General features: G+C 70.7%; 14 protein-coding genes and 5 pseudogenes. 10 read left to right on the top strand and 9 right to left on the bottom strand.

What is annotated here, in order from left to right; all coding sequences use genetic code 11:
* The first annotated feature begins 50 nt into the window (after positions 1–50).
* Complete coding sequence (gene sbnB / locus ACFPZI_RS16430) at positions 51–1,052, top strand: 2,3-diaminopropionate biosynthesis protein SbnB (RefSeq protein ID WP_381363702.1); 1,002 nt, start codon at positions 51–53, stop codon at positions 1,050–1,052.
* Between the two features lie 311 nt (positions 1,053–1,363).
* The gene (locus ACFPZI_RS16425) at positions 1,364–1,951 is read left to right on the top strand and encodes a TetR family transcriptional regulator (protein WP_381363700.1); all 588 of its coding nucleotides are present in this window, start codon (positions 1,364–1,366) and stop codon (positions 1,949–1,951) included.
* A 192-nt stretch (positions 1,952–2,143) separates the two neighbouring features.
* Here ACFPZI_RS16425 and ACFPZI_RS16420 read toward each other — a convergent pair whose 3' ends face one another.
* Positions 2,144–2,428, bottom strand: a complete 285-nt coding sequence (locus ACFPZI_RS16420; protein WP_381363699.1) for a LysR family transcriptional regulator — start codon at positions 2,426–2,428, stop codon at positions 2,144–2,146.
* A gap of 527 nt (positions 2,429–2,955) precedes the next feature.
* Here ACFPZI_RS16420 and ACFPZI_RS16415 point away from each other — a divergent pair.
* Positions 2,956–3,033, top strand: a pseudogene (locus ACFPZI_RS16415) (integrase); the annotation flags it as partial.
* A gap of 302 nt (positions 3,034–3,335) precedes the next feature.
* On the opposite strand, the gene ACFPZI_RS16410 reads toward ACFPZI_RS16415, so the two are convergent.
* The 4 genes and pseudogenes from ACFPZI_RS16410 to ACFPZI_RS16395 form a co-directional block, all read right to left on the bottom strand.
* Positions 3,336–3,662 carry a GNAT family N-acetyltransferase gene (locus ACFPZI_RS16410; protein WP_381363697.1) on the bottom strand — a complete coding sequence of 109 codons (327 nt, stop codon included), beginning with the start codon at positions 3,660–3,662 and terminating at the stop codon, positions 3,336–3,338.
* Positions 3,663–3,897: 235 nt separating this feature from the next.
* On the bottom strand, positions 3,898–4,332 hold the full coding sequence (locus ACFPZI_RS16405; protein ID WP_381363743.1) for a transposase family protein: 435 nt from the start codon (positions 4,330–4,332) through the stop codon (positions 3,898–3,900).
* Between the two features lie 64 nt (positions 4,333–4,396).
* A pseudogene (locus ACFPZI_RS16400) lies at positions 4,397–4,477 on the bottom strand (hypothetical protein); the annotation flags it as partial.
* Positions 4,478–4,853: 376 nt separating this feature from the next.
* Entirely contained in the window at positions 4,854–5,450 is a 597-nt protein-coding gene (locus tag ACFPZI_RS16395; protein WP_381363696.1) for a TIGR03086 family metal-binding protein, read from the bottom strand.
* A gap of 224 nt (positions 5,451–5,674) precedes the next feature.
* Between ACFPZI_RS16395 and ACFPZI_RS16390 the strand changes: the two genes are divergently transcribed.
* Positions 5,675–7,825 (top strand): hypothetical protein, encoded by a 2,151-nt coding sequence (locus ACFPZI_RS16390; protein WP_381363694.1) that lies wholly within the window; start codon positions 5,675–5,677, stop codon positions 7,823–7,825.
* A 761-nt stretch (positions 7,826–8,586) separates the two neighbouring features.
* Positions 8,587–9,789, top strand: a complete 1,203-nt coding sequence (locus ACFPZI_RS16385; RefSeq protein ID WP_381363692.1) for a S8 family peptidase — start codon at positions 8,587–8,589, stop codon at positions 9,787–9,789.
* Between the two features lie 103 nt (positions 9,790–9,892).
* Here the strand turns inward: ACFPZI_RS16385 and ACFPZI_RS16380 are convergent.
* Positions 9,893–10,366, bottom strand: a pseudogene (locus ACFPZI_RS16380) (LuxR C-terminal-related transcriptional regulator); the annotation flags it as partial.
* Positions 10,367–10,948: 582 nt separating this feature from the next.
* On the opposite strand from ACFPZI_RS16380, the gene ACFPZI_RS16375 reads away from it, so the two are divergent.
* From ACFPZI_RS16375 to ACFPZI_RS16365, 3 genes are read left to right on the top strand one after another with little or no spacing between them, the layout of a single operon-like run.
* Positions 10,949–11,311, top strand: coding sequence for a hypothetical protein (locus ACFPZI_RS16375; protein ID WP_381363690.1), 363 nt, complete (start codon positions 10,949–10,951; stop codon positions 11,309–11,311).
* Between the two features lie 2 nt (positions 11,312–11,313).
* Positions 11,314–12,546, top strand: a complete 1,233-nt coding sequence (locus ACFPZI_RS16370) for a hypothetical protein (protein WP_381363688.1) — start codon at positions 11,314–11,316, stop codon at positions 12,544–12,546.
* Complete coding sequence (locus tag ACFPZI_RS16365) at positions 12,525–12,788, top strand: hypothetical protein (protein ID WP_381363686.1); 264 nt, start codon at positions 12,525–12,527, stop codon at positions 12,786–12,788. Before ACFPZI_RS16370 ends, ACFPZI_RS16365 begins: the two co-directional genes overlap by 22 nt.
* Before the next feature lie 67 nt (positions 12,789–12,855).
* Here ACFPZI_RS16365 and ACFPZI_RS16360 read toward each other — a convergent pair whose 3' ends face one another.
* Together ACFPZI_RS16360 and ACFPZI_RS16355 are read right to left on the bottom strand one after the other, a co-directional pair.
* Positions 12,856–13,290, bottom strand: coding sequence for an SRPBCC family protein (locus ACFPZI_RS16360; protein ID WP_381363685.1), 435 nt, complete (start codon positions 13,288–13,290; stop codon positions 12,856–12,858).
* A 193-nt stretch (positions 13,291–13,483) separates the two neighbouring features.
* A complete protein-coding gene (locus ACFPZI_RS16355) occupies positions 13,484–13,789 on the bottom strand; it encodes a hypothetical protein (RefSeq protein WP_381363684.1) in 306 nt (101 codons plus the stop codon).
* A 1,176-nt stretch (positions 13,790–14,965) separates the two neighbouring features.
* Here ACFPZI_RS16355 and ACFPZI_RS16350 point away from each other — a divergent pair.
* A pseudogene (locus ACFPZI_RS16350) lies at positions 14,966–15,070 on the top strand (hypothetical protein); the annotation flags it as partial.
* A 93-nt stretch (positions 15,071–15,163) separates the two neighbouring features.
* Positions 15,164–15,460: pseudogene (locus ACFPZI_RS16345) on the top strand (ISL3 family transposase); the annotation flags it as partial.
* 23 nt (positions 15,461–15,483) lie between these two features.
* Here the strand turns inward: ACFPZI_RS16345 and ACFPZI_RS16340 are convergent.
* Positions 15,484–17,415: a helix-turn-helix domain-containing protein gene (locus ACFPZI_RS16340; RefSeq protein ID WP_461112335.1), complete on the bottom strand. Its 1,932-nt coding sequence runs from the start codon at positions 17,413–17,415 to the stop codon at positions 15,484–15,486.
* Positions 17,416–17,551: the final 136 nt, after the last annotated feature.

The raw sequence follows: 17,551 nt of genomic DNA, 5'->3' as shown, positions 1-17,551 counted from the left end.
CGCGGACAAGCGGCGATCTCCAGCACGACCCACAGAGGGAGAACACTTCCATGTTCGAGTTCGACCTGGTCCCCGGACTGGTGGTCCACGAGGTCCTGACCGGCAACCGCCCTGCCGTGCTCGATCTCGTAAAGCAGACCTACCTGGACCACGAGGCCGGCGAGTCGGTCAACCCCGACAGCTACTTCCTGCGCTTCCCCGAGAAGCCCGACGCGCGCATCATCGCCCTGCCTTCCTTCCTCGGCGCCGACGTGCAGCTCGCCGGCATCAAGTGGATCTCCAGCTTCCCGTCCAACACGAAGAAGTCCATACCGCGTGCCTCGGCCCTACTGATCCTCAACGACTACGAGACCGGCTACCCGATCGCCTGCCTGGAGGCGGCCCAGATCAGCGCCGCCCGTACCGCCGCGTCCGCGGCCGTCGCGGCCATCGCGCTGCGGCCGGGCGACCACCGCGGCACCCGCGTCGCCGTGATCGGCGCCGGCATCATCGCCCGCAACGTGTGCGAGTACCTCAAGGCGGCCGGCTGTACTCCCGATGCGTACGTGGTGCACGACCTGCACGCCGAGTCCGGACAGGCGCTCGTCGACCACTTGAACGACGAGCTCGGGGAGAACGCCGGCTTCACCGACGACCTCGGCACCGCGCTGGAAGCTGACACGGTCGTCTTCACCACCACCGCCGGCACGCCCTATGTACACACGCCGTTCAAGCCCAGCCAGATCGTGCTGAACCTGTCGCTTCGCGACCTCGCCCCCAAGGTGATCCTTGCGGCGTCCAACATCTTCGACGACGTCGAACACTGCATGAAGGCCAACACCTCGCCGCACTTGGCCGAGCAGGCCACGGGCGGACGGGAGTTCGTCACGGGGACGCTGGCCGGGGTGCTCAACGGCGATGTGTCCGTGCCGGACAACCGGCCGGTGGTCTTCTCGCCGTTCGGTCTCGGCATCCTCGACCTCGCGCTCGGGGCCTTCGTGCACCAGCGGGCCCGCGCCGTGGGGAAGGCCCTCGCGGTGCCGGACTTCTTCGCGGAGACGCAGCGCTGGTGAACCGCGGATCCCGCGGCGCCGCGGGATGTTCGCACGGCGTGAATGGCAGAAAATCATCGGTCGGCTTCGGTGACTCCCGCGGGTCATTCGTGCGCCTCCAGTCCTGGCCGACAGGCATACAGGACCACCACGAGAACCGGCCACGTTCGTCCGAAAGCAGACTCTCAACACCCGAAGGGGATTAATGAAGGGGATTAACTGGACTGTTACCGAAATATGGAGTCACTGCTTGAAAGTACGAACAGGGATCAGAAAAGATGCGAATGCGACGATATTCTCGGCCGACCTGTCTGAACTGAAGGAGCGCCCAGATGAAGCAGGCGAGGGCACGCCTTACTCACACGGTGATCCTCGACGCGGCGGGTGAGGTTTTCGCGGCCCATGGCTTCGCCGCCACCAACCTCCAATGGGTGGCGGCCCGTACCGGTCTCACCAAAGGCGCGCTGTACGGGCACTTCCCCTCGAAAGCGGCACTCGCTGCGGCGGTGATCGAGTCCTTCGAGGCGAGCTGGCGCGAAATGACGGCCGACGCCCGGCACAGCGCCCGCCCCGCCCTGCAGACGCTGACCTGGCTGGCGCTGGAGCTGACTCGGCGTATGGCCGAAGACATACGGTTCATGGCGGGCCTGCGCCTGACCATGGAAGCCGCCCGGGCCGCGTGCACCGAGGTGCCCCACCTCGCCGAGCTGCACGGCCTGATGACGTCCCTGGTGCTGCTCTCCCAGAAGCAGGGGGATATCCCGGTGGGGCATCGCCCGGAGCTGCTCGGTCGGCTACTGACCGCGCTCGTGCTCGGCACTCATGAATCCGGCCTCGGCATCGGGCGGGACGACGCCGCGGGCGCGCTGCGGTCGATGTGGGACACCGTGCTCCCGGCCCTGCAGCGCATTCCCGACTGACGCTGCCCTCCGCACGGCGGCAGCTCTCCGGCGGCCGTGCGCGCAGTGGTCCCGGAAGCCGGCCCGTCCCGCACGGCGCGCGCTCCACCAAGCTGGACCCTCCCCTGTCCAATCCGTTGCGACTACCGGGGTGAAGGTACCCCGGTGAGCAGCCCGCACGCCGTCGGGAGGGGCAGGCGGCTTGCGGCCGAGTTACCGGACCCGCGGCCGCGGGACGGCGGCGAGGCGGACGTCCCGGTCGGCGCACTCGATCGCGTCCAGGATGAGCGTGGCGTGCTCCTGCAGCAGGACGCCGGCCTCGGTGAGCTTGATGGGACAGCGCCCTCTGCGGTGGAAGAGCAGCACGCCGATCCTCCTCTCCAGACTTTTGATCTGCGCGGTCACGGTGGACTGCGCGCAGTGCAGGTTCCTGCCGGCCTGGGTGAAGCTCAACGTCCGGGCCACCTCCTGGAACGCCCGTAAATGATGGAACTCCATGGACTGTCCTCACTTACCAGATTGCCAGCGCGAGGCTGGACCGGTGGAGACACGCGGCACGGACGAGGATTCGCTCGTCCGGACCCCGGTCGCCCTCACCTACCGCCCGAGGGCCGACCCCACGCGCCGTGGACCTCCTGCGCGTACGGGATGACCGACGCGCAACTCCCCAAAACAAACCGCCCGGGACGATCTGGGCAGAAGTGTGCGGGACGAGGTGCATGAACGTTTCCCTTCCCTCGCAGGCACCTCCAACGAGATCTCCTCCAGGCGTACGAAGCCGACAACACGGTCGCGCCACGGCTGCGGGCGCGGATCGCGGGGCTGCCGCAATGCCGACGGATAACGCACTGGCGATCTACACAAAAAATTCCCCCTGCGGAAATAATGCGCAAAATGCGACAAAGTATCACCGCTTACTATACTGAAAAATATACTTGTGAGTATGAAATCGCGCAATGGCGGATCAGTTTTGGAAACGGCCGCCGGGCCGCACCCTGCGAAGCCCTTACATCTGTTCCGTCATACGGCGCAATGCCAATGCCCGCCATCCCGACGTGCTGGCCACTCAACGACGCGAAGGCGCCCGCATCCGCAGCGAGTAGGGCATCTGCTGGGGAGGACGCCCACTCGCTGCTGGGGAGGACGCCCACTCGCTGCCGTGGCCTGACTACCTCGCCGGACGCCCCAGTCACAGCCGACCGCGAACCCTCCCATCAAGCGGGTGGAACCCGGCGGGCAGGGACCTCAAAGACGAGTTCGAGACCGTCCTCTTCATCCCACTGCTCCCCGATCTCAACGAAGCCGAAGCCTGAGATCGTGGCCAGGGATGCCACGTTGTCGGGGCTGATCGTCGCCCGCACGGTCGTGACCGCGGTTTCGGCTGCTGCCCGGCGAAGCAACTCGATCAGTGTGGAACGGGCGTATCCCTGGCGACGGCATAGCCGATCTCGACCATGCCGACCTCATCCGGCGGTCCGTGGAACCCACCGTGTCCCACGACGAGACCCTTATCGTCGACGACCGCCTGCCGCACCATCCACCGCGCATGGTCAGGATCGGCGGCCATTTGATCGAGCCGGAACTGCCACAGCCACCGCGCTCTGTCCGTCACGAAGTGCTCGGTCAGCGAAACCCCGGCCATCCTGCTGGCTGCGGGCAGGTCTCCATCGAGCAATGCGGACATCACCCCGCCGTTCAGCTCGACAAAACGGACCTGTTTCGGGCTCCGCATGGACGGTCTCTGGTGATCGGCTCCATCTGTCACCCACGAATACTCGCCGACCAACCCGAAGGGCGTCTATCGATTTCGAAGCAACCCGGCAAGCAGCCCGCGACATCATCCACCACCATGCCCCAACCCTGGCGGACGTTCCCGGTCGGGGCAGGGGCAGGCCGGTGTAGCAGTAACGACCTCCCCCGCGATTGAGTTCGGGGCGTGCTGGCCTGACGGTTCGGCTGGTGGGTGATCAGCAGGCGGCGTCGCGGGCGAGGACGAGTTCGGTGCTGTGCTCGTGGCGGGTGGGCCTCTTGGCGGCCCGGTCGGAGATCAGGGCGGCGATGGCCCGCTGGGTCTCGGGGAAGGCCTCGCGGCGTCCGGTGAACCGCCGCATCGGGGCCCACTGCCGCAGCTTGGCGTTGGCGTGCTCAACGCAGATCCGGGCCGAGGACTGCCGTCGCCTCGCCTCGCGCCAGGCGTACTTGTCGCCGTCGCAGGCGTCCTCTTTCGGCTTCTTCGGCGACGCGGTCACCTGGTCGGGGAACTCCTTGGCCAGGCCCTGATAGCCCGAGTCGACCTTGGCCTTCACTCCGGGACGGGTCCGGAACCGCTCGGCGATGCCCTCGGTGCGCACGGCGGTCTGGTCGTGCATCCGGCCGGGCCGTTCCGCCGCGGAGTAGAGCAGGCGGCCCTGGCCGTCGCCACTGGCAGACCGACTTCGGCGACACCCGCAGCTGCCGGGCCACCTCCGGCGCGCCGATCCCGGCCGCGAACAGCTCGGCCGCCCGCAGGCGCACCGCCTCACGCCGTGCACGCTCTTTGGCGTTCATCCCGCCACCGTCTGCGTACCTCATACCTCCCGGTCTACCGCCGCATCCGGGAGACGCCAACAGGATCAGCCCCAGCCCGACCCCAAAACGCCGAAGTCAGTAATGCCCTCTGACAGTTAATGGGCTCGCGCCCAAGGTACGATCCCATTGGCTACGGGCCGGGGTTGAACCCCAGCCGTAGTGCCTCGGCACGGGCGTGCAGAGCTTGGACGGCCTGCGTCTCGGGAACATCCTGCTCCAGTTCGAGATGCCTGCCGACGAACTGCGCCAGCTGTCGGACCGGCGCCGTCTGCCCGCCACCGGCCGACGGCGCCGCCGAGGCGACGTCGCTGTCCGGTGCGACGGCCCGCTCCGAGGCGGGACGAGCCGCTGTCAGTCAGTCGCCAGGACGCCAGTGGGGCCGCCGTCCGCTGAGTCCGACCACCCGGTCCAGCAGCAGCAGCGGCGCGTCGTCCGGCGGGCCGAAGATCCCGTCGCGCAGCGAGTCGTCACCCGTCGGCCGCACGATCTCGTAAGACACCGCGGCACTCTCCTCACCCGGGTCGTACTCCTGCCCCGTGGCCCTGGCCAGGTCCCAGCCGTGGAGCACCAACTCGTTCAGCGCGACGCGGCCCGCGACCGCGGCGGGCAGGTCCACGCCTCCGGCGCGGGTCATGCCCTCCCAGGACTCCGGCCGCCGCCACGCGCCGGCGAGCTCGTCCAGCCGAACCGGAATCCTGGCGCGCCGGCCGCCCTCCAGGACCGGAAGCGAAGCAGTGGGCGACGTGTCGGTCGTCGGCCCGAGATCCTTGCGGGCCGCGTCCCGGAGGGCGAGGGACAGCCCCTCGATGTGGGCCAGCAGCTCCCGCACCGCGTACTCGGGACACGGGGTCGGAGCGCCCAGGCGCTCGTCGCCGATCGCGCCGAGCAGCTGCGTCACCGCCTGGGCGGCGGGAGTGAGATCGGGCAGGGATGTGGTGTCGGAGGTGTCCATGTGCAGTGCTGGCTGCCCGCCCGACGCGAACTCATCACCACCACGCGAATCCCGCCCCGCCCCCACCTCGCCCCGCCCCTGCCGGTTCCGGGCTCCGACCGGCCTCGCCGCCGCTCCGCCCGGTGTGCCGGGGAGCGGGCCGCACAGACGTATCACTCGCCCGATCGGGCTAACCCCGGGCCCGGAAGGATCACCGGGGCCGCCCGCACTCATACGCTCCACGAGTGACTCGTACGAACGCCTTGAAAACCGGCCGCGACGACTTCCTCAGCTGGGCGACGGGGGAGAGAGGCGTCGCACTGCCGGCGCGCCTCACGGACGCTGTGCTGACGATGCTCGCGCTGCGCGGAGCGGACCGCAGGGCGGGCGTGCCGGAGCCGACCCCCGGCCTGCTGCGGCAGGTGCTGCACGAGGACCTGCCGCAGCTGCTGTGCGCCGGCGACGACGAGCTGGACGCCCTGCCCGGCGTCCTCGGCACCCTCGCCGACCGGGTCCGGGCAGCGGGCCGGCTCAACGCCAAGCGTCACGCACGCCTGCTCGCCGCCGTCGAGGACGCCGTGCCCGGCTTCCGCCGCGCCATGGCGGACCCGGCGAATCTGACCTGGCACCGCTGGTACGCGTCGCTGCTGACCGCCGACGGTGTCGACCCGGACGACCCCGCCGCCGTGGGGGCCTGGCTCGACGCCCACGAGAACACACCGCACGCCGACCGGCCGGCCCTGCCCGAGCCGCTGCACCGTTCCGACCTCGCGGAACGGACGTTCGCCGTGCGGATCCGTCTCGGCGAGGCGCTGCTCACCGCGTTCGCCCGCGACACCCGCGAGGCATCACCGGCGGGCCCGCTGCTGCCCACACCGCCGCTGGACGACCGACGCCCCGACGACGCGCTCGGCGGTGAACTGGAGCGCATCGCCGATGCGTTGACCGACCGGTGGACCGCGGCGGGGCTTGCGGAGGCGTTCGCCGCCCGGCACGCCGCACTCGCCCCCGCCCCGGAGACGATGCCGCACGTCGCGCTCGCCGACCGCATGCTCGACGAACACCTCGACTACTACGGCGACTCGTCCGTCCCGCTGCCGCCCCCGCCGGCGGTCCCTTCGCCCGACGAGATCCGGGACCTGCTGCACGCCGCCCCGCTACCCGCGGCGCTCGCGGCCGGGACCTTCGACGACGAGCTGCGCGACGTCGCGGAACGCTGCGGCCTGCCCGGCCCCGCCACCGCCGTGTGGGCCGACGGCACCCCGCAGGAGCTGCTCGAGCTGGCCGCCGACGTCCTGACCGCCCAGGCCGAACGGCTGCCGCTGGTCACCGGCCCGCAGGAGGCGTACTCGTTCGACGCAGCGCACCTCCTCTACTCACTGTACGAACGCGGCAGCACCCCCGACTCGGTCGCCCGCAAGATCGCCGACGCGAAGTCCGACGGCCTGCCGCCCGAACTGGAGGACGCTCCGACGCCCGTGTCGCGCAACGCCCCCGACGCCTACGAGCTCCCGTCGCCCGAGGAGCTGTCCCAACTCCTCGGGGCGCCTGCCGTCACGGACGCCGACCGCGCCGAACTCGACGCCCCCGCACACGGCCTGGCGTCGCTCGTGGACCAACTGGCCGCCACCGGCTGCGTCTTCCGTACCGGCGACACCTACGGGCTCACCCCGCTCGGCGCCGCCGTCATGCGCCACGTGCTCACCGCCGGCCATGTGGCCGCCCCCGACCAGGAAACCGTGGCGGAGTGGAACGCGGCCGAGACCGTGGCCGCCACCCGCCACTGGCCCACCCGGATCGCCGCCGCCACGCTTGCCGCGTGGGCCGCGCACCGCGGTGGCACGGACGAGGCATGGGGCGAACTGCTCGGCGCCGTCTCCGCGGCCAAGGCCGACGAGGCCGATGCCGCCCGCACGTCCGAGTACTTCGCCCGCCTCGATGTCGCCGCGATCCCCGACACGGTGCTGCGCGCCGCGCTCACCGACCCGGTGACCGGGGCCGCCGCCCGCGGGCTGCTGCTGGCCCGGGGAGAGTCCGTCCCCGAGGACACAGTCCCCCTCACCGCCCGCGCCACGGTGCTCGTCGAGGAGCTGGACCAGCGCTGGATCGACGACATGCTCGGCCATATGAAGCGCCGGTACGACGCGGACGAGACGGGCATCCCGGCCGCGGCCGACATCCCGCCGACGACCCTGCTCCCCGCCTTCGACACGGCGGCCGCCGCCTGGCCCGGCGGCGCTGCAGCCCTCACCGACGCCCTGGCCGAGGCGGACCCGGGCACGTCGCTGCGCATCCTGGACACCCTGCACGCCCACCACCCGGAGCGCACGGTGGCAGACGCGGCGGCCCACGCGAAGAAGACGGCGCAGCGGGCTGCGTCCGGGCGCCGCCGCTGACATGCCCCGGCCCCGGCCGACAGCCTGCAGGCGCGCCCACCCTGCTGCGTACCAACGCCCGGGCCCGGCAGGGCTTTGCCAGGGGTGACGGTCGGGGAGTTCGGCGGGGAGATGTTCGCGCCGCTGGTGCGGCAGGGGCAGCGAGGCGTCACGGTGGACACGAGGGCCTGTCGAGTGGCGGTGCGGATGTAACAATCCGCACCGAACCCAGCAGGCCCTCACCTGTTCGAGCACCCGGCCGCGCGTCGGCATCACCCGGCACAGCGCGTCCGGCACAGCGTGTCAAGCCCCGGGTTTCGTGGACAGTGAATCAGCTGGTTTTCAGGGTGAGCTCTGGGTCGGCCATTGCTATGTGACGGGCCTCGAACTCGGCGGGTGGGAAGTGTCCGAGATCGTGGCCGTCGCGCGGCGATCTCCTCGAACCACGCCGTTCGTCCGTTCCCGCCTCGGGTCCGAAGCTGACTGGACATCAACTTCTTCGGAAAATAGACCTTTTCGGTGGTCACTGCGAGGGAAAAGCCCGCGTCGCGACGATCCGTCCCGGTGACGGCGGCACCGGCGGCGAGGAAGACCTCACCCACTCTATGAATGTGACATTTACATGTCAAGTCTTCAACTCCCTTGATTATAAACACTAGTTAACACACTCTTTACTCGGCCTTGGGCGGAACGCAGCGCTCAGGGCCGTGTGCGCGACCCCGCGCGCACCCCCACATCGCGCGCCACACCCAGGCGCGCTTGCCTGAGGAGGACTCCCTCACATGGCACAACCGCGTAGCAGGAAGATCCGCTTCGCCGCCCTCACCGGCGTTGCGACCGCCGCCCTTTTGGGCGGACTCACCGCGCTTCCCGCCCAGGCCGCCACGGCCGAAGGAAAAGTACTCGCCGCCGACTCCCCCACGGCGATCAAGGACAGCTACATCGTCACGCTCAAGAAGACCGCGGGCTTCAAGTCCGCGTCGGGCAAGGGCAAGGGCCTGATCACCAAGTACGGCGGCACGGTGAAGAAGACGTTCGGCAGCGCGCTGAACGGCTACACGGCGGACCTCTCGGCGACCGAGGCCAGGAGACTCGCGGCCGACCCGGCGATCGCCACGGTGGAACAGAACCAGAAGGTCCACCTCGACGCCACGCAGACCAATGCCCCCTGGGGCCTGGACCGCATCGACCAGGCGGCACGCCCGCTCTCCGGCACGTACACCTACCCGGACTCGGCGGGCAGCGGCGTGACCGCGTACGTCATCGACACCGGGGTGCGCATCACGCACTCGCAGCTCAGCGGGCGGGCCTCGTACGGCTACGACGCCGTCAGCGGCGGCACGCCGTCGGACGGCAACGGCCACGGCACCCACGTCGCCACCACCATCGCGGGCTCCACCTACGGCGTCGCCAAGAAGGCCAGGATCGTGGCAGTCCGCGTGCTCAACGCCAGCGGCTCGGGCACCACGGCCGGCGTCATAGCAGGCGTCGACTGGGTCACCAAGAACCACTCCGGTCCCTCGGTCGCCAACATGTCGCTGGGCGGCGGCACCTCCGCCGCTCTGGACACGGCCGTGCGCAACTCGATCGCCAGCGGTGTCACCTACGCGGTCGCCGCGGGCAACGAGAACGCCAACGCGTCCTCCTCCTCCCCCGCCCGGGTCACCGAGGCGATCACGGTCGGCGCCACCACCAGTACGGACGCCAGGGCCAGCTACTCCAACTACGGCTCGGTCCTCGACCTCTTCGCCCCCGGCTCCTCGATCACGGCGGGCTGGCACACCAGCGACACCGCGACCAACACCATCTCGGGCACGTCGATGGCGACACCGCACGTCGCGGGCGCGGCCGCGGTCTACCTCGCGGGCCACACCACGGCCACCCCGGCGCAGGTTTCCGCGGCGCTGGTGAACGGCGCCACTTCGGGCGTGGTCACCAGCCCGGGCTCCGGTTCGCCGAACAAGCTTCTGCGTCTCGTCCCGTGACATTCCGTCAGGCATGAACGCCGCTTCCCGGAGGCTGCCGTGCCTTCGGGAAACGGCACTTTCCCGGCCGGCGAGCGGACTCCCTCCGCTCGCCGGCCGGGTGTCAGGCCCGGTTGAGGTAGAGGAGCACGGCCAGTACGCGGCGGTGGTCCTCCGCGGAGTTGGCCAGGCCGAGCTTGGTGAGGATCGAGCTGACGTGGGTCTCGACCGTGCGGTGGGTGAGCCACAGCCGGCGGGCGATGCCGATGTTGGTGCGGCCCTCCGCCATCAGCGCCAGCACCTCGCGCTCGCGGGCGGTCAGGGACGCCAGCGGATCGGCGGCCCGGTGCGCCCCGATCAGACGCGACACCACCTCCGGGTCGAGGGCGGAACCTCCGGCCGCCACCCGGCGCAGCGCGTCCAGGAAGTCGTCGACGTCGAACACCCGGTCCTTGAGCAGGTAGCCGAACCGCCCCCGGGACACCAGGTCGACGGAGTGCCGGGTCTCGACGTGCTGGGAGAGCAGGACGATCCCGAGCTCCGGATGGGCGTCGCGGATCCGCCGGGCCGCCCGGACGCCGTCGTCGGTGGGCGGCGGCACGGCCAGCAGTCCGGCCGCCGCCCACCGCCGGCGCCGGCCCGGCAGCCTCCCGTCGGGGAAGACCAGCATGAGCAGCGCGGCCGGGACGTACAGGAACATCCAGTCGCCCTGCGACAGGGCCGCGTACCACTGCGCGAACAGCAGGTCCGTCCGCCGTGCGAGGAGCAACCCGCACAGCTCGCCGACCGTGAGCCACACCGCCGTAGCGCCGACCAGCACCAGCCCGACCACGCTGTCCGGACGGCGCACCGCCACCACCACGCCCAGCACGACGGAGGGCAGCCCGAACGCCACACCGATCGCGAACGCCGTGGTGGCGCCCCCGTCACCGCCGAGCACCGCCAGGATCACTCCGGCGGCTGCCAGCACGCTCGTCAGGACCGCGGCGGCGACAGCGAACAGACCCCGAGTTGCCACGCGCCCAGGGTAGGGCGGCGGTCACCGGGAGTGAATACGTGGCAGCACGGAGAACGGTCCCGGGACCGCCCCGATCCGCGGACCCGACCCGCGAACCCAGACTGCGGACACGACACCAGTACTTCCGACACCGGTACTTCGTCCCTCACTCAGGAGGACCACGTGAACCGCACCCGCCTTCTTGTCACCGGACTGGTTTTGTCCGGCCTGCTCGGCCTCATCGACGTGATCTCGCTGCCGTTCGGCGACGGTGAGCACCCTCCGGTCGCGGTGGCCGTCGTGGGTGCCGTACTCGGGCTGATCACCCTGGTCGGCGCCGTTCTGGCCTGGCGGGGCAGCCGCGCCGGCGCGGTGGCCGTGATCGTCACCCGGCTGCTGTCGGGGCTCAGCGCCGTCCCGGCGTTCTTCGCCGACGACGTGCCCGGAGCGCTGGTCGGCGCGGGCGCGTTCGCCCTCCTCGTCACCCTCGCCGGCGTCGCGCTGGTCGCCTCGGCACTGCGGACGCGCGCCGTGACGGAGGGGTGACCATGGCCTCCACCACGGCGGACACCGCCCTCGGCACGCCGGACACGCCTGGAACGCCGGGAGCGCCGACCCGCCGTCCCGTCCGCGACCTGCGCGGCTTCTGGCGGGTGACGGCGGCGGTCCTCGCCCCGCTGCCCGCGCTGGCGGCGTACATGATCGTCCTGCCGTTCCGGCCGGACGCCCGGATCGGCACGGCGATCGCCGGCAGCGCGGCCCACCTCGGCGCCGCCCGGGCCGCGCTCTGGCTGTCTCTGGTGTTCACGCTGCTGATCATCCCGGCGACCATGGTGACGGCCTGGGCCGCCCGTCGCGGAGCCCCGCGGCTCGCGCTGTACGGCGGGCTGCTCGCCCTGGTGGCCTTCGGCGCCGGCATCGCGGCGCCCGACTCCGGCCAGGCCGCCTTCGTCGCCGCCGAGAAGGGCCTCGACCCGGCCCTGGTGACGGCGCTGGACGACGCGGTGCAGGCGCATCCCGCGGCGGGCCTGCTGGGGGTCGTCTTCCTGCTCGGGCAGGCGATCGGCCTCTTCCTGCTGGGGCTCGCGCTGTGGCGGGGCGGGACGGCACCCGCATGGGTCGGCGTGACCCTCGCGGTGTCCGGCCCCGCCCACCTGCTGGGGGCCGTCAGCGCACTCGCCTGCGCCGTGACCTGGGCGCTGACCGCCGTCGGCTACGGCGGCGCCGCCCTAGCCCTGCTGCGCACCGGCAACGACGGTTTCGACCTGCCCCCGGTCGGACGGGAGGCGGCGGCGGTCGACGGGCGGCCCGAACGGAAACGGACGGCGGTCGACGGGCGGCCCGAGCGGAACGCCCGTACGGTCTGGCGGGTGCTGCTCGCGGTCACCGCGCCGGTCGTCGCGCTGATCGTGACGTTCGGCCGCTACCTGCTGCCGTACGACACCCTGTCCGACCAGCCGCGCCAGGTGTTCGACAAGCTGGTGGCCGCCACCGGATACCAGGCGGTGGCCATCTGGACCGGCGCGGTCGGCACGATCCTCGCGTGCGGCGGCGTGGTCGCGGTCGCCTGGGTGACCCGCCGGCGGGCACCGGTGCTCACCACGGCCGCCGTGCTGGTGGCGTTCCCCGGCTACACGGCGCTGTTCGTCTCCGGCGGCTACGTGGACATCCTCACCCACGCGGTGGGCACCCGGAACGGCCTGGACCGGGAGACCGCGTTCCAGCTGGCGAAGGCCTGCAGGCCGGATTCTGGTCCGACGTGCTGTCCGGCGTCTTCGTGATCGGCCACCTCCTCGGCACGGTGCTGCTGGGGCCGGCCCTGTGGCGGGCACGCGTGGTGCCGCTCTGGCTCGCGCTCGGGCTGAGGGTGTCACAGCCCGTCCACCTCGCCTCGGTGCTGACCGGTGTCCGCGAGCTCGACCTGGTCGGCTGGGGGCTCACGGCGGTCGGCTTCGCGGCGGCCGGCCGACTGCTGCTGCGCATGCAGAACGACGGGTTCGACCTGCCGCCGCTGCGGGACTGAGCGCCCGGCCGGGCGGCGCGTCATCCCCTTCCCCCGTATGAAGGCGGGGGAAGAAGTCGACTCCGAGTCAACCCTTCTGCCGCTCCACGAGATCCCTGAAGTGTTCCAGGTCGTCCCGGACCGTCCGCTCGACCGCGTGGACCTGGGCCATTCCCTTCGGACCGCCGAAGGTGTCCTGGATGCCCTGCGGGTCGTACTCCATCCGGATCTGCACCTGGCTGTGGTCCCTGTCCAGGGACCTGACCGAGAGGGTGCCCTGCAGCTCCGGGCTGCCCTGCGTCTGCCAGGTGATGGTCTGTTCGTCGGAGCGGTCGGAGAGGACGGCCTCGAGCGCCTGCTCACCACGGCCGGTCCGGACATCGAGACGGGCGCGGTCACCGCCGCGTGCAGAAGCGCGCTGCACCCCGTCCATGAACGACGAGTACTCCTCGATGCGGTGCAGCTGGTCCCACACCTTCTGTGCCGGGGCGCTGATGTCGATGTGCTCCTGGATCCTGCTCATCGCGGACCTCGCCTCCTGGCCCGGCCACCCGGGCCCATGGTCCCTTCCAGGTTGCGCCGTGAGTCGGCCACCTGGCAACCAGACCGGGAAGCGCCCTGCCGATCACGAGCACGGCCGGCCCGTCAGCTCCTTGGCGCGCTCGGCCTTCGGGCAGGGCTGATTCAAAGTCGTGGTGATCACGCTGCGGCGCTGGTCAGCTGATGCCCAGGAGCTCGAGCGGACGGGTGAAGGGTTCGTAGGACATCTCGCGGAGTCCGGCGGCGATGCTGCGGTGACCGGCGGCACGGAGAGCGTTGATCGCGAGGTTGCGGAGAGTGGCCATGTTGGCCGGGCCGTGCCCGGTACGGATCTTGGAGGCGTCCTCGGCGAAGGTGGTATCGCGGACATGGTGGAGCCGGTTTTCAATAGTCCATTGGGACCGGGCCAGTTGGGCGATCCTCTGCGGGGTGGCTTCGGCGAGGTCAGGTCGGTGATCACATAGACGGTCTCGCGAGTGCACTTTCCGCTCGCGGTGCCAACGCCGTAGCGCAGGATGCGGGCGGCCTGAACGATGTAGGGAAAGTCCAGGCCCGGACCGGTGACGGTCAGAACCCGGGTGGCGCGGGTCTCACGGCGACCGTGCCCGGCCTCGCGATCGTAGCGGCGGGCGGTCACCTCCTTCCACGGCAGCGAGCGCAAGGCCGCGAACAGTTCGGGCTGGTTGGCCTTGACCAGCAGCAGGCGGACCACAGCCGGCCACAAGCTCGCCGGGTCCAACGGCGCCTGGGCGGTCGCGTACACGCGGTCCGCGATCCGCACCACCTAGAACGGACAGGTAGTGCCTCAGACGCCCTCAAAAAGGCGTTGGACTTTGCGGGAGCGAAGGATATGTCCTGGTTGGCCGCGAAGAGTTCCGGGTCGCATGCTGCGCATCGGCCGTAAGGGTCATGTCGTCGCCGCGCCCTTGCTTCGGGCACTCGAGAGAGGAGAACCCGAGTGCGACGGTGCCCGCGGCGGACACTCAAACCCACCTACTCAGAGTGCGGTAAGTGATGTTTCCTGCCGTTTCACACCGATGTGATGACATGCCATAACGGGGTGATTCCGGCGGTCGAATGATCAACATCGCCGCCCTGGCCGAGCGCACGGCTCCGGCTCCCCGGTTTGGCTCGACAGCCGAGGTCAGGGGCCTGCTACCCACTGGGACGAAGTGGTGCGAAATTAGCTAGACCATCACTTACCGCACTCTCAGAAGCCCCGACGGGCCGCACCTGCGGGGCTCCTCGTCGAACGCCGCTCTCACACGCCTATCACCGACTGCGTCTACGCCCCCGGGTCAGAATGCCCTGACCTGGCATTACGCGCTCATCTTGGACTGGTCTGGACACCCATGGACAGTGTTTACAACCTGTGCCATGTCGTGCCGAGCGAGGGGCCCAGGATCAGGACCGGGGCGTCCTCCGGCCCGTCACAGCGGTATAGCAAGGTGTTCGGTGGTGTCTCGCTCACGCCCCGCACATTCTCACATCTCACGCTTTCTCACATGCTGGGGTCGGAGCTCCACGCAAGCCGCCCCACGTTGTGGCGGCTTCGCGAAGATCTTCCCCGTCCGGCTTGACGTGCCACCTCCTGGTGGTCTTCACGTTCGTGTGTCCGGCCCACCGCGCGGGGATGTTCCCCGTCCCGGGTCTGCTCGCTGCGGGGTCGGCGGCTGTTCCCGGCGGACGCCCGCTCGGACACGGTGACGGTGCTCGACGCCGACACCGGCGCGCGCCTCACGCAGATCCCCATCGGCAGCCATCCCGCCGGGCTCGGCCACCGCCCGGGATTGCGCCGGTTCCCCGCGGGCAACCCCGCCGACGACACGGTCACCGCCATCGACGCCGACCACCTGGAGGTGACCGAACTCGACTACCTGGTACAGGAGTTCGCCGAACTCCTCACTCCCGCCGCCGACAACGACACCAAGCTCACCGAGTGGATCACAGCCGTCCGCACTTCAGGCCTTCCCCGCCTGCACGCCTTCGCCAACGGCCTCGAACTCGACCGCACCGCGGTCGACGCCGGCCTCCCCCTCCCCCACCACAACGACCCCACCGAGGGCGTCGGCACGCGAACCGAGAGAATCATGAGGCAGATGCACGGCCGGGCCGGGTTCCCCCTGCTCCGCCACCGCATCCTCCTCCAGTGATCACCACACAGCGCTACCACCGATTACGGGACAGAGCCGGTCCTGCCTTGTTGGGCGAGGCCGTGCAGCCGTAGGGCGACTTGGATTTCGAGGGCTTTGCCGGGGGTGTTCCAGTCGGGGCCGAGGAGTTGGGCGACACGGTCGAGGCGTTGGACCACGGTGTTGACGTGGACGTGCAGGGCGTCCTTGGCTCGGGCGAGGCTGGCACCGTTGTCGTAGTAGGCGCTGAGGGTGCGGGCGAGTTCGGTGCCGCGCTGGGCGTCGTAGGTGAGTACGGGGCCCAGGACGCGGTCCACGTATCCGCGGAGGTCCGCCCGGTCGCCGAGGAGCACTCCGAGGAAGCCGAGGTCGGCCAGGCCGGCGCCGGTGCCGGTGCGGCCGAGTGCTTCCAGGGCCTCGAGGCAGCGGCGTGCCTCGTCGTAGGTGACGGGGAGGTGCTCGGGGCCCGTGCCGGGGCCCGCGGCTCCGATGGTGATGGGGGTGCCGATGCCCCGGGAGAGGCCTTGTGCGAGTTCCTGGGCGAGTGGGCCTGGAGTCGAGGTGGGTGCGAGGAGGACGGTGTGCCCATTGCGGGTGCCGGCCAGGCCGCCGAGCGTGCGGGCACGGCGTGCGGCCTCGATCAGCAGGCGTGAGCGCAGGTCCGGGTCGCAGTTGAGGACGAGTACCGCGTGCGGCTGGGCGAGGTTGATGTCCAGCTTTTTGGCACGCAGCGTCAAACTGCCGATGTTGCGGTGGCTTCCGGGGGGTTGGGCGGTGAGCAGGTCGTCGAGGAGTTCGCCGCGCACGCGGTCCTCGGCTTCGGCCACGGACCGGCGCAGGAGCAGCAGGAGGGCGGTGACCATGCCGGCCCGTTCGAACAGCCGCCGGTCGGCGTCGGTGAGATCGGCCCGGCCGGTGAGCACGAGACTGCCGAGGAGTTCCGGACCTGCCAGGACGGCGCACACCCAGTTGCCGTCGACGGGGACGGCCCGTCCGCCTCTGCGGGAGGCTTCGATTCCCTGCTCTGGCGGGAGGACCGGGTCGGTTCTCAGACGGGCGAGTTCGGTGCCGTCCGCGTCGTGAACGGCCAGGCCGCCGTCGAGGAGGGCGGCGATCTCGCGGGTGACGTCATCGACGTCGCCGCCTCTGAGGACCAGGTCGGTGAGCCGGTCGTGGGCGTCTGCCGCGCGGTGCAGGTCTTCGCTGTGGGCCCGGGCCGTTTCGTTGGCGGCGTTCAGTTCGACCAGCGCGGAACGGGCCTCTTCCAGCAGGCGCGCGCCGTCGATGGCCACGGCGGCGTGGTCTGCCAGGGAGGAGAGCAGGGCGATGGCCTCGGGGGTGAAGTCGCGCGGAGCGCGGTCGCCGGCGAACAGGACGCCGATCACGCGTCGGCCGACGCACAGGGGCACGCCGAGGATGCCGCGCAGGCCCTCTTCGTCGACTCCCTCGTCGATGGCTCCGGTGTGCTTGAAACGGCGGTCGGTGCGGTAGTCGGGGCTCGCGTAGGGGCGGGCGGTCTGCGCGACCAGACCACCGAGTCCTTCCCCCATGGCGAGGCGCAGTTGCTGGAACTTGGCGGAGACCGAGCCTGCGGTCACCCGCATGAACGTGTCGTCGGCCGTGGGGTCGTTCAGGGTCATGTACGCGGTGTCGGTGCCCAGCAGGGTTCTGGCCCGGTGCACGATGGCCCGCAGTACGGCGTCCAGGTCGCGCAGCGCGGCCAGGTCGCTCGCGGTGTCGAAGAGGGCGGCGAGCTCGGCCTCCCGGCGTCGACGCTGGGCCAGGGTCCGGTGGATGTCCAGTGCGGTCCGGGTGGCCTCGTCGATGACGGCCTGCTCGCTCGGGTCGACCGCGGCGGCGCGGGCCTGGGCCGCCGGCTGGGCCAGGCGTTCGGCCGGTGCGTCGGCGGCGAGCAGGTCGAGCAGCTGCCGGAGTGCCGCCGTCGCCGTGTGGGAGGGGTCGCTGCCGACAGTCATGGGACTCACGGGGGTCATGGGGAGTCCTCCCTCCAGCTGCACGGCTGGTGTGTGGACGGGCTGTGGTGGCCTGCGCGACGGGCGCGGTGTCTGCGAGCGGGCATGCCGCGGTCCGCCCGTTCCCTCCTTCACGGGG

Source organism: Streptomyces chlorus, assembly GCF_042655885.1.
Lineage (GTDB): Bacteria > Actinomycetota > Actinomycetes > Streptomycetales > Streptomycetaceae > Streptomyces > Streptomyces chlorus.
This window is presented reverse-complemented; position numbering and strand designations above follow the sequence as displayed.

Bases quoted from the DNA above. Each gene is read 5' to 3' on its own strand.
- sbnB (WP_381363702.1), top strand. From the start codon at position 51: ATGTTCGAGTTCGACCTGGTCCCCGGACTGGTGGTCCACGAGGTCCTG.
- ACFPZI_RS16370 (WP_381363688.1), top strand. From the start codon at position 11,314: ATGGCCTCCACCACGGCGGACACCGCCCTCGGCACGCCGGACACGCCT.
- ACFPZI_RS16395 (WP_381363696.1), bottom strand. From the start codon at position 5,450: ATGGACACCTCCGACACCACATCCCTGCCCGATCTCACTCCCGCCGCC.
- ACFPZI_RS16340 (WP_461112335.1), bottom strand. From the start codon at position 17,415: ATGACTGTCGGCAGCGACCCCTCCCACACGGCGACGGCGGCACTCCGG.
- ACFPZI_RS16420 (WP_381363699.1), bottom strand. From the start codon at position 2,428: ATGGAGTTCCATCATTTACGGGCGTTCCAGGAGGTGGCCCGGACGTTG.
- ACFPZI_RS16360 (WP_381363685.1), bottom strand. From the start codon at position 13,290: ATGAGCAGGATCCAGGAGCACATCGACATCAGCGCCCCGGCACAGAAG.
- ACFPZI_RS16385 (WP_381363692.1), top strand. From the start codon at position 8,587: ATGGCACAACCGCGTAGCAGGAAGATCCGCTTCGCCGCCCTCACCGGC.
- ACFPZI_RS16425 (WP_381363700.1), top strand. From the start codon at position 1,364: ATGAAGCAGGCGAGGGCACGCCTTACTCACACGGTGATCCTCGACGCG.
- ACFPZI_RS16410 (WP_381363697.1), bottom strand. From the start codon at position 3,662: ATGCGGAGCCCGAAACAGGTCCGTTTTGTCGAGCTGAACGGCGGGGTG.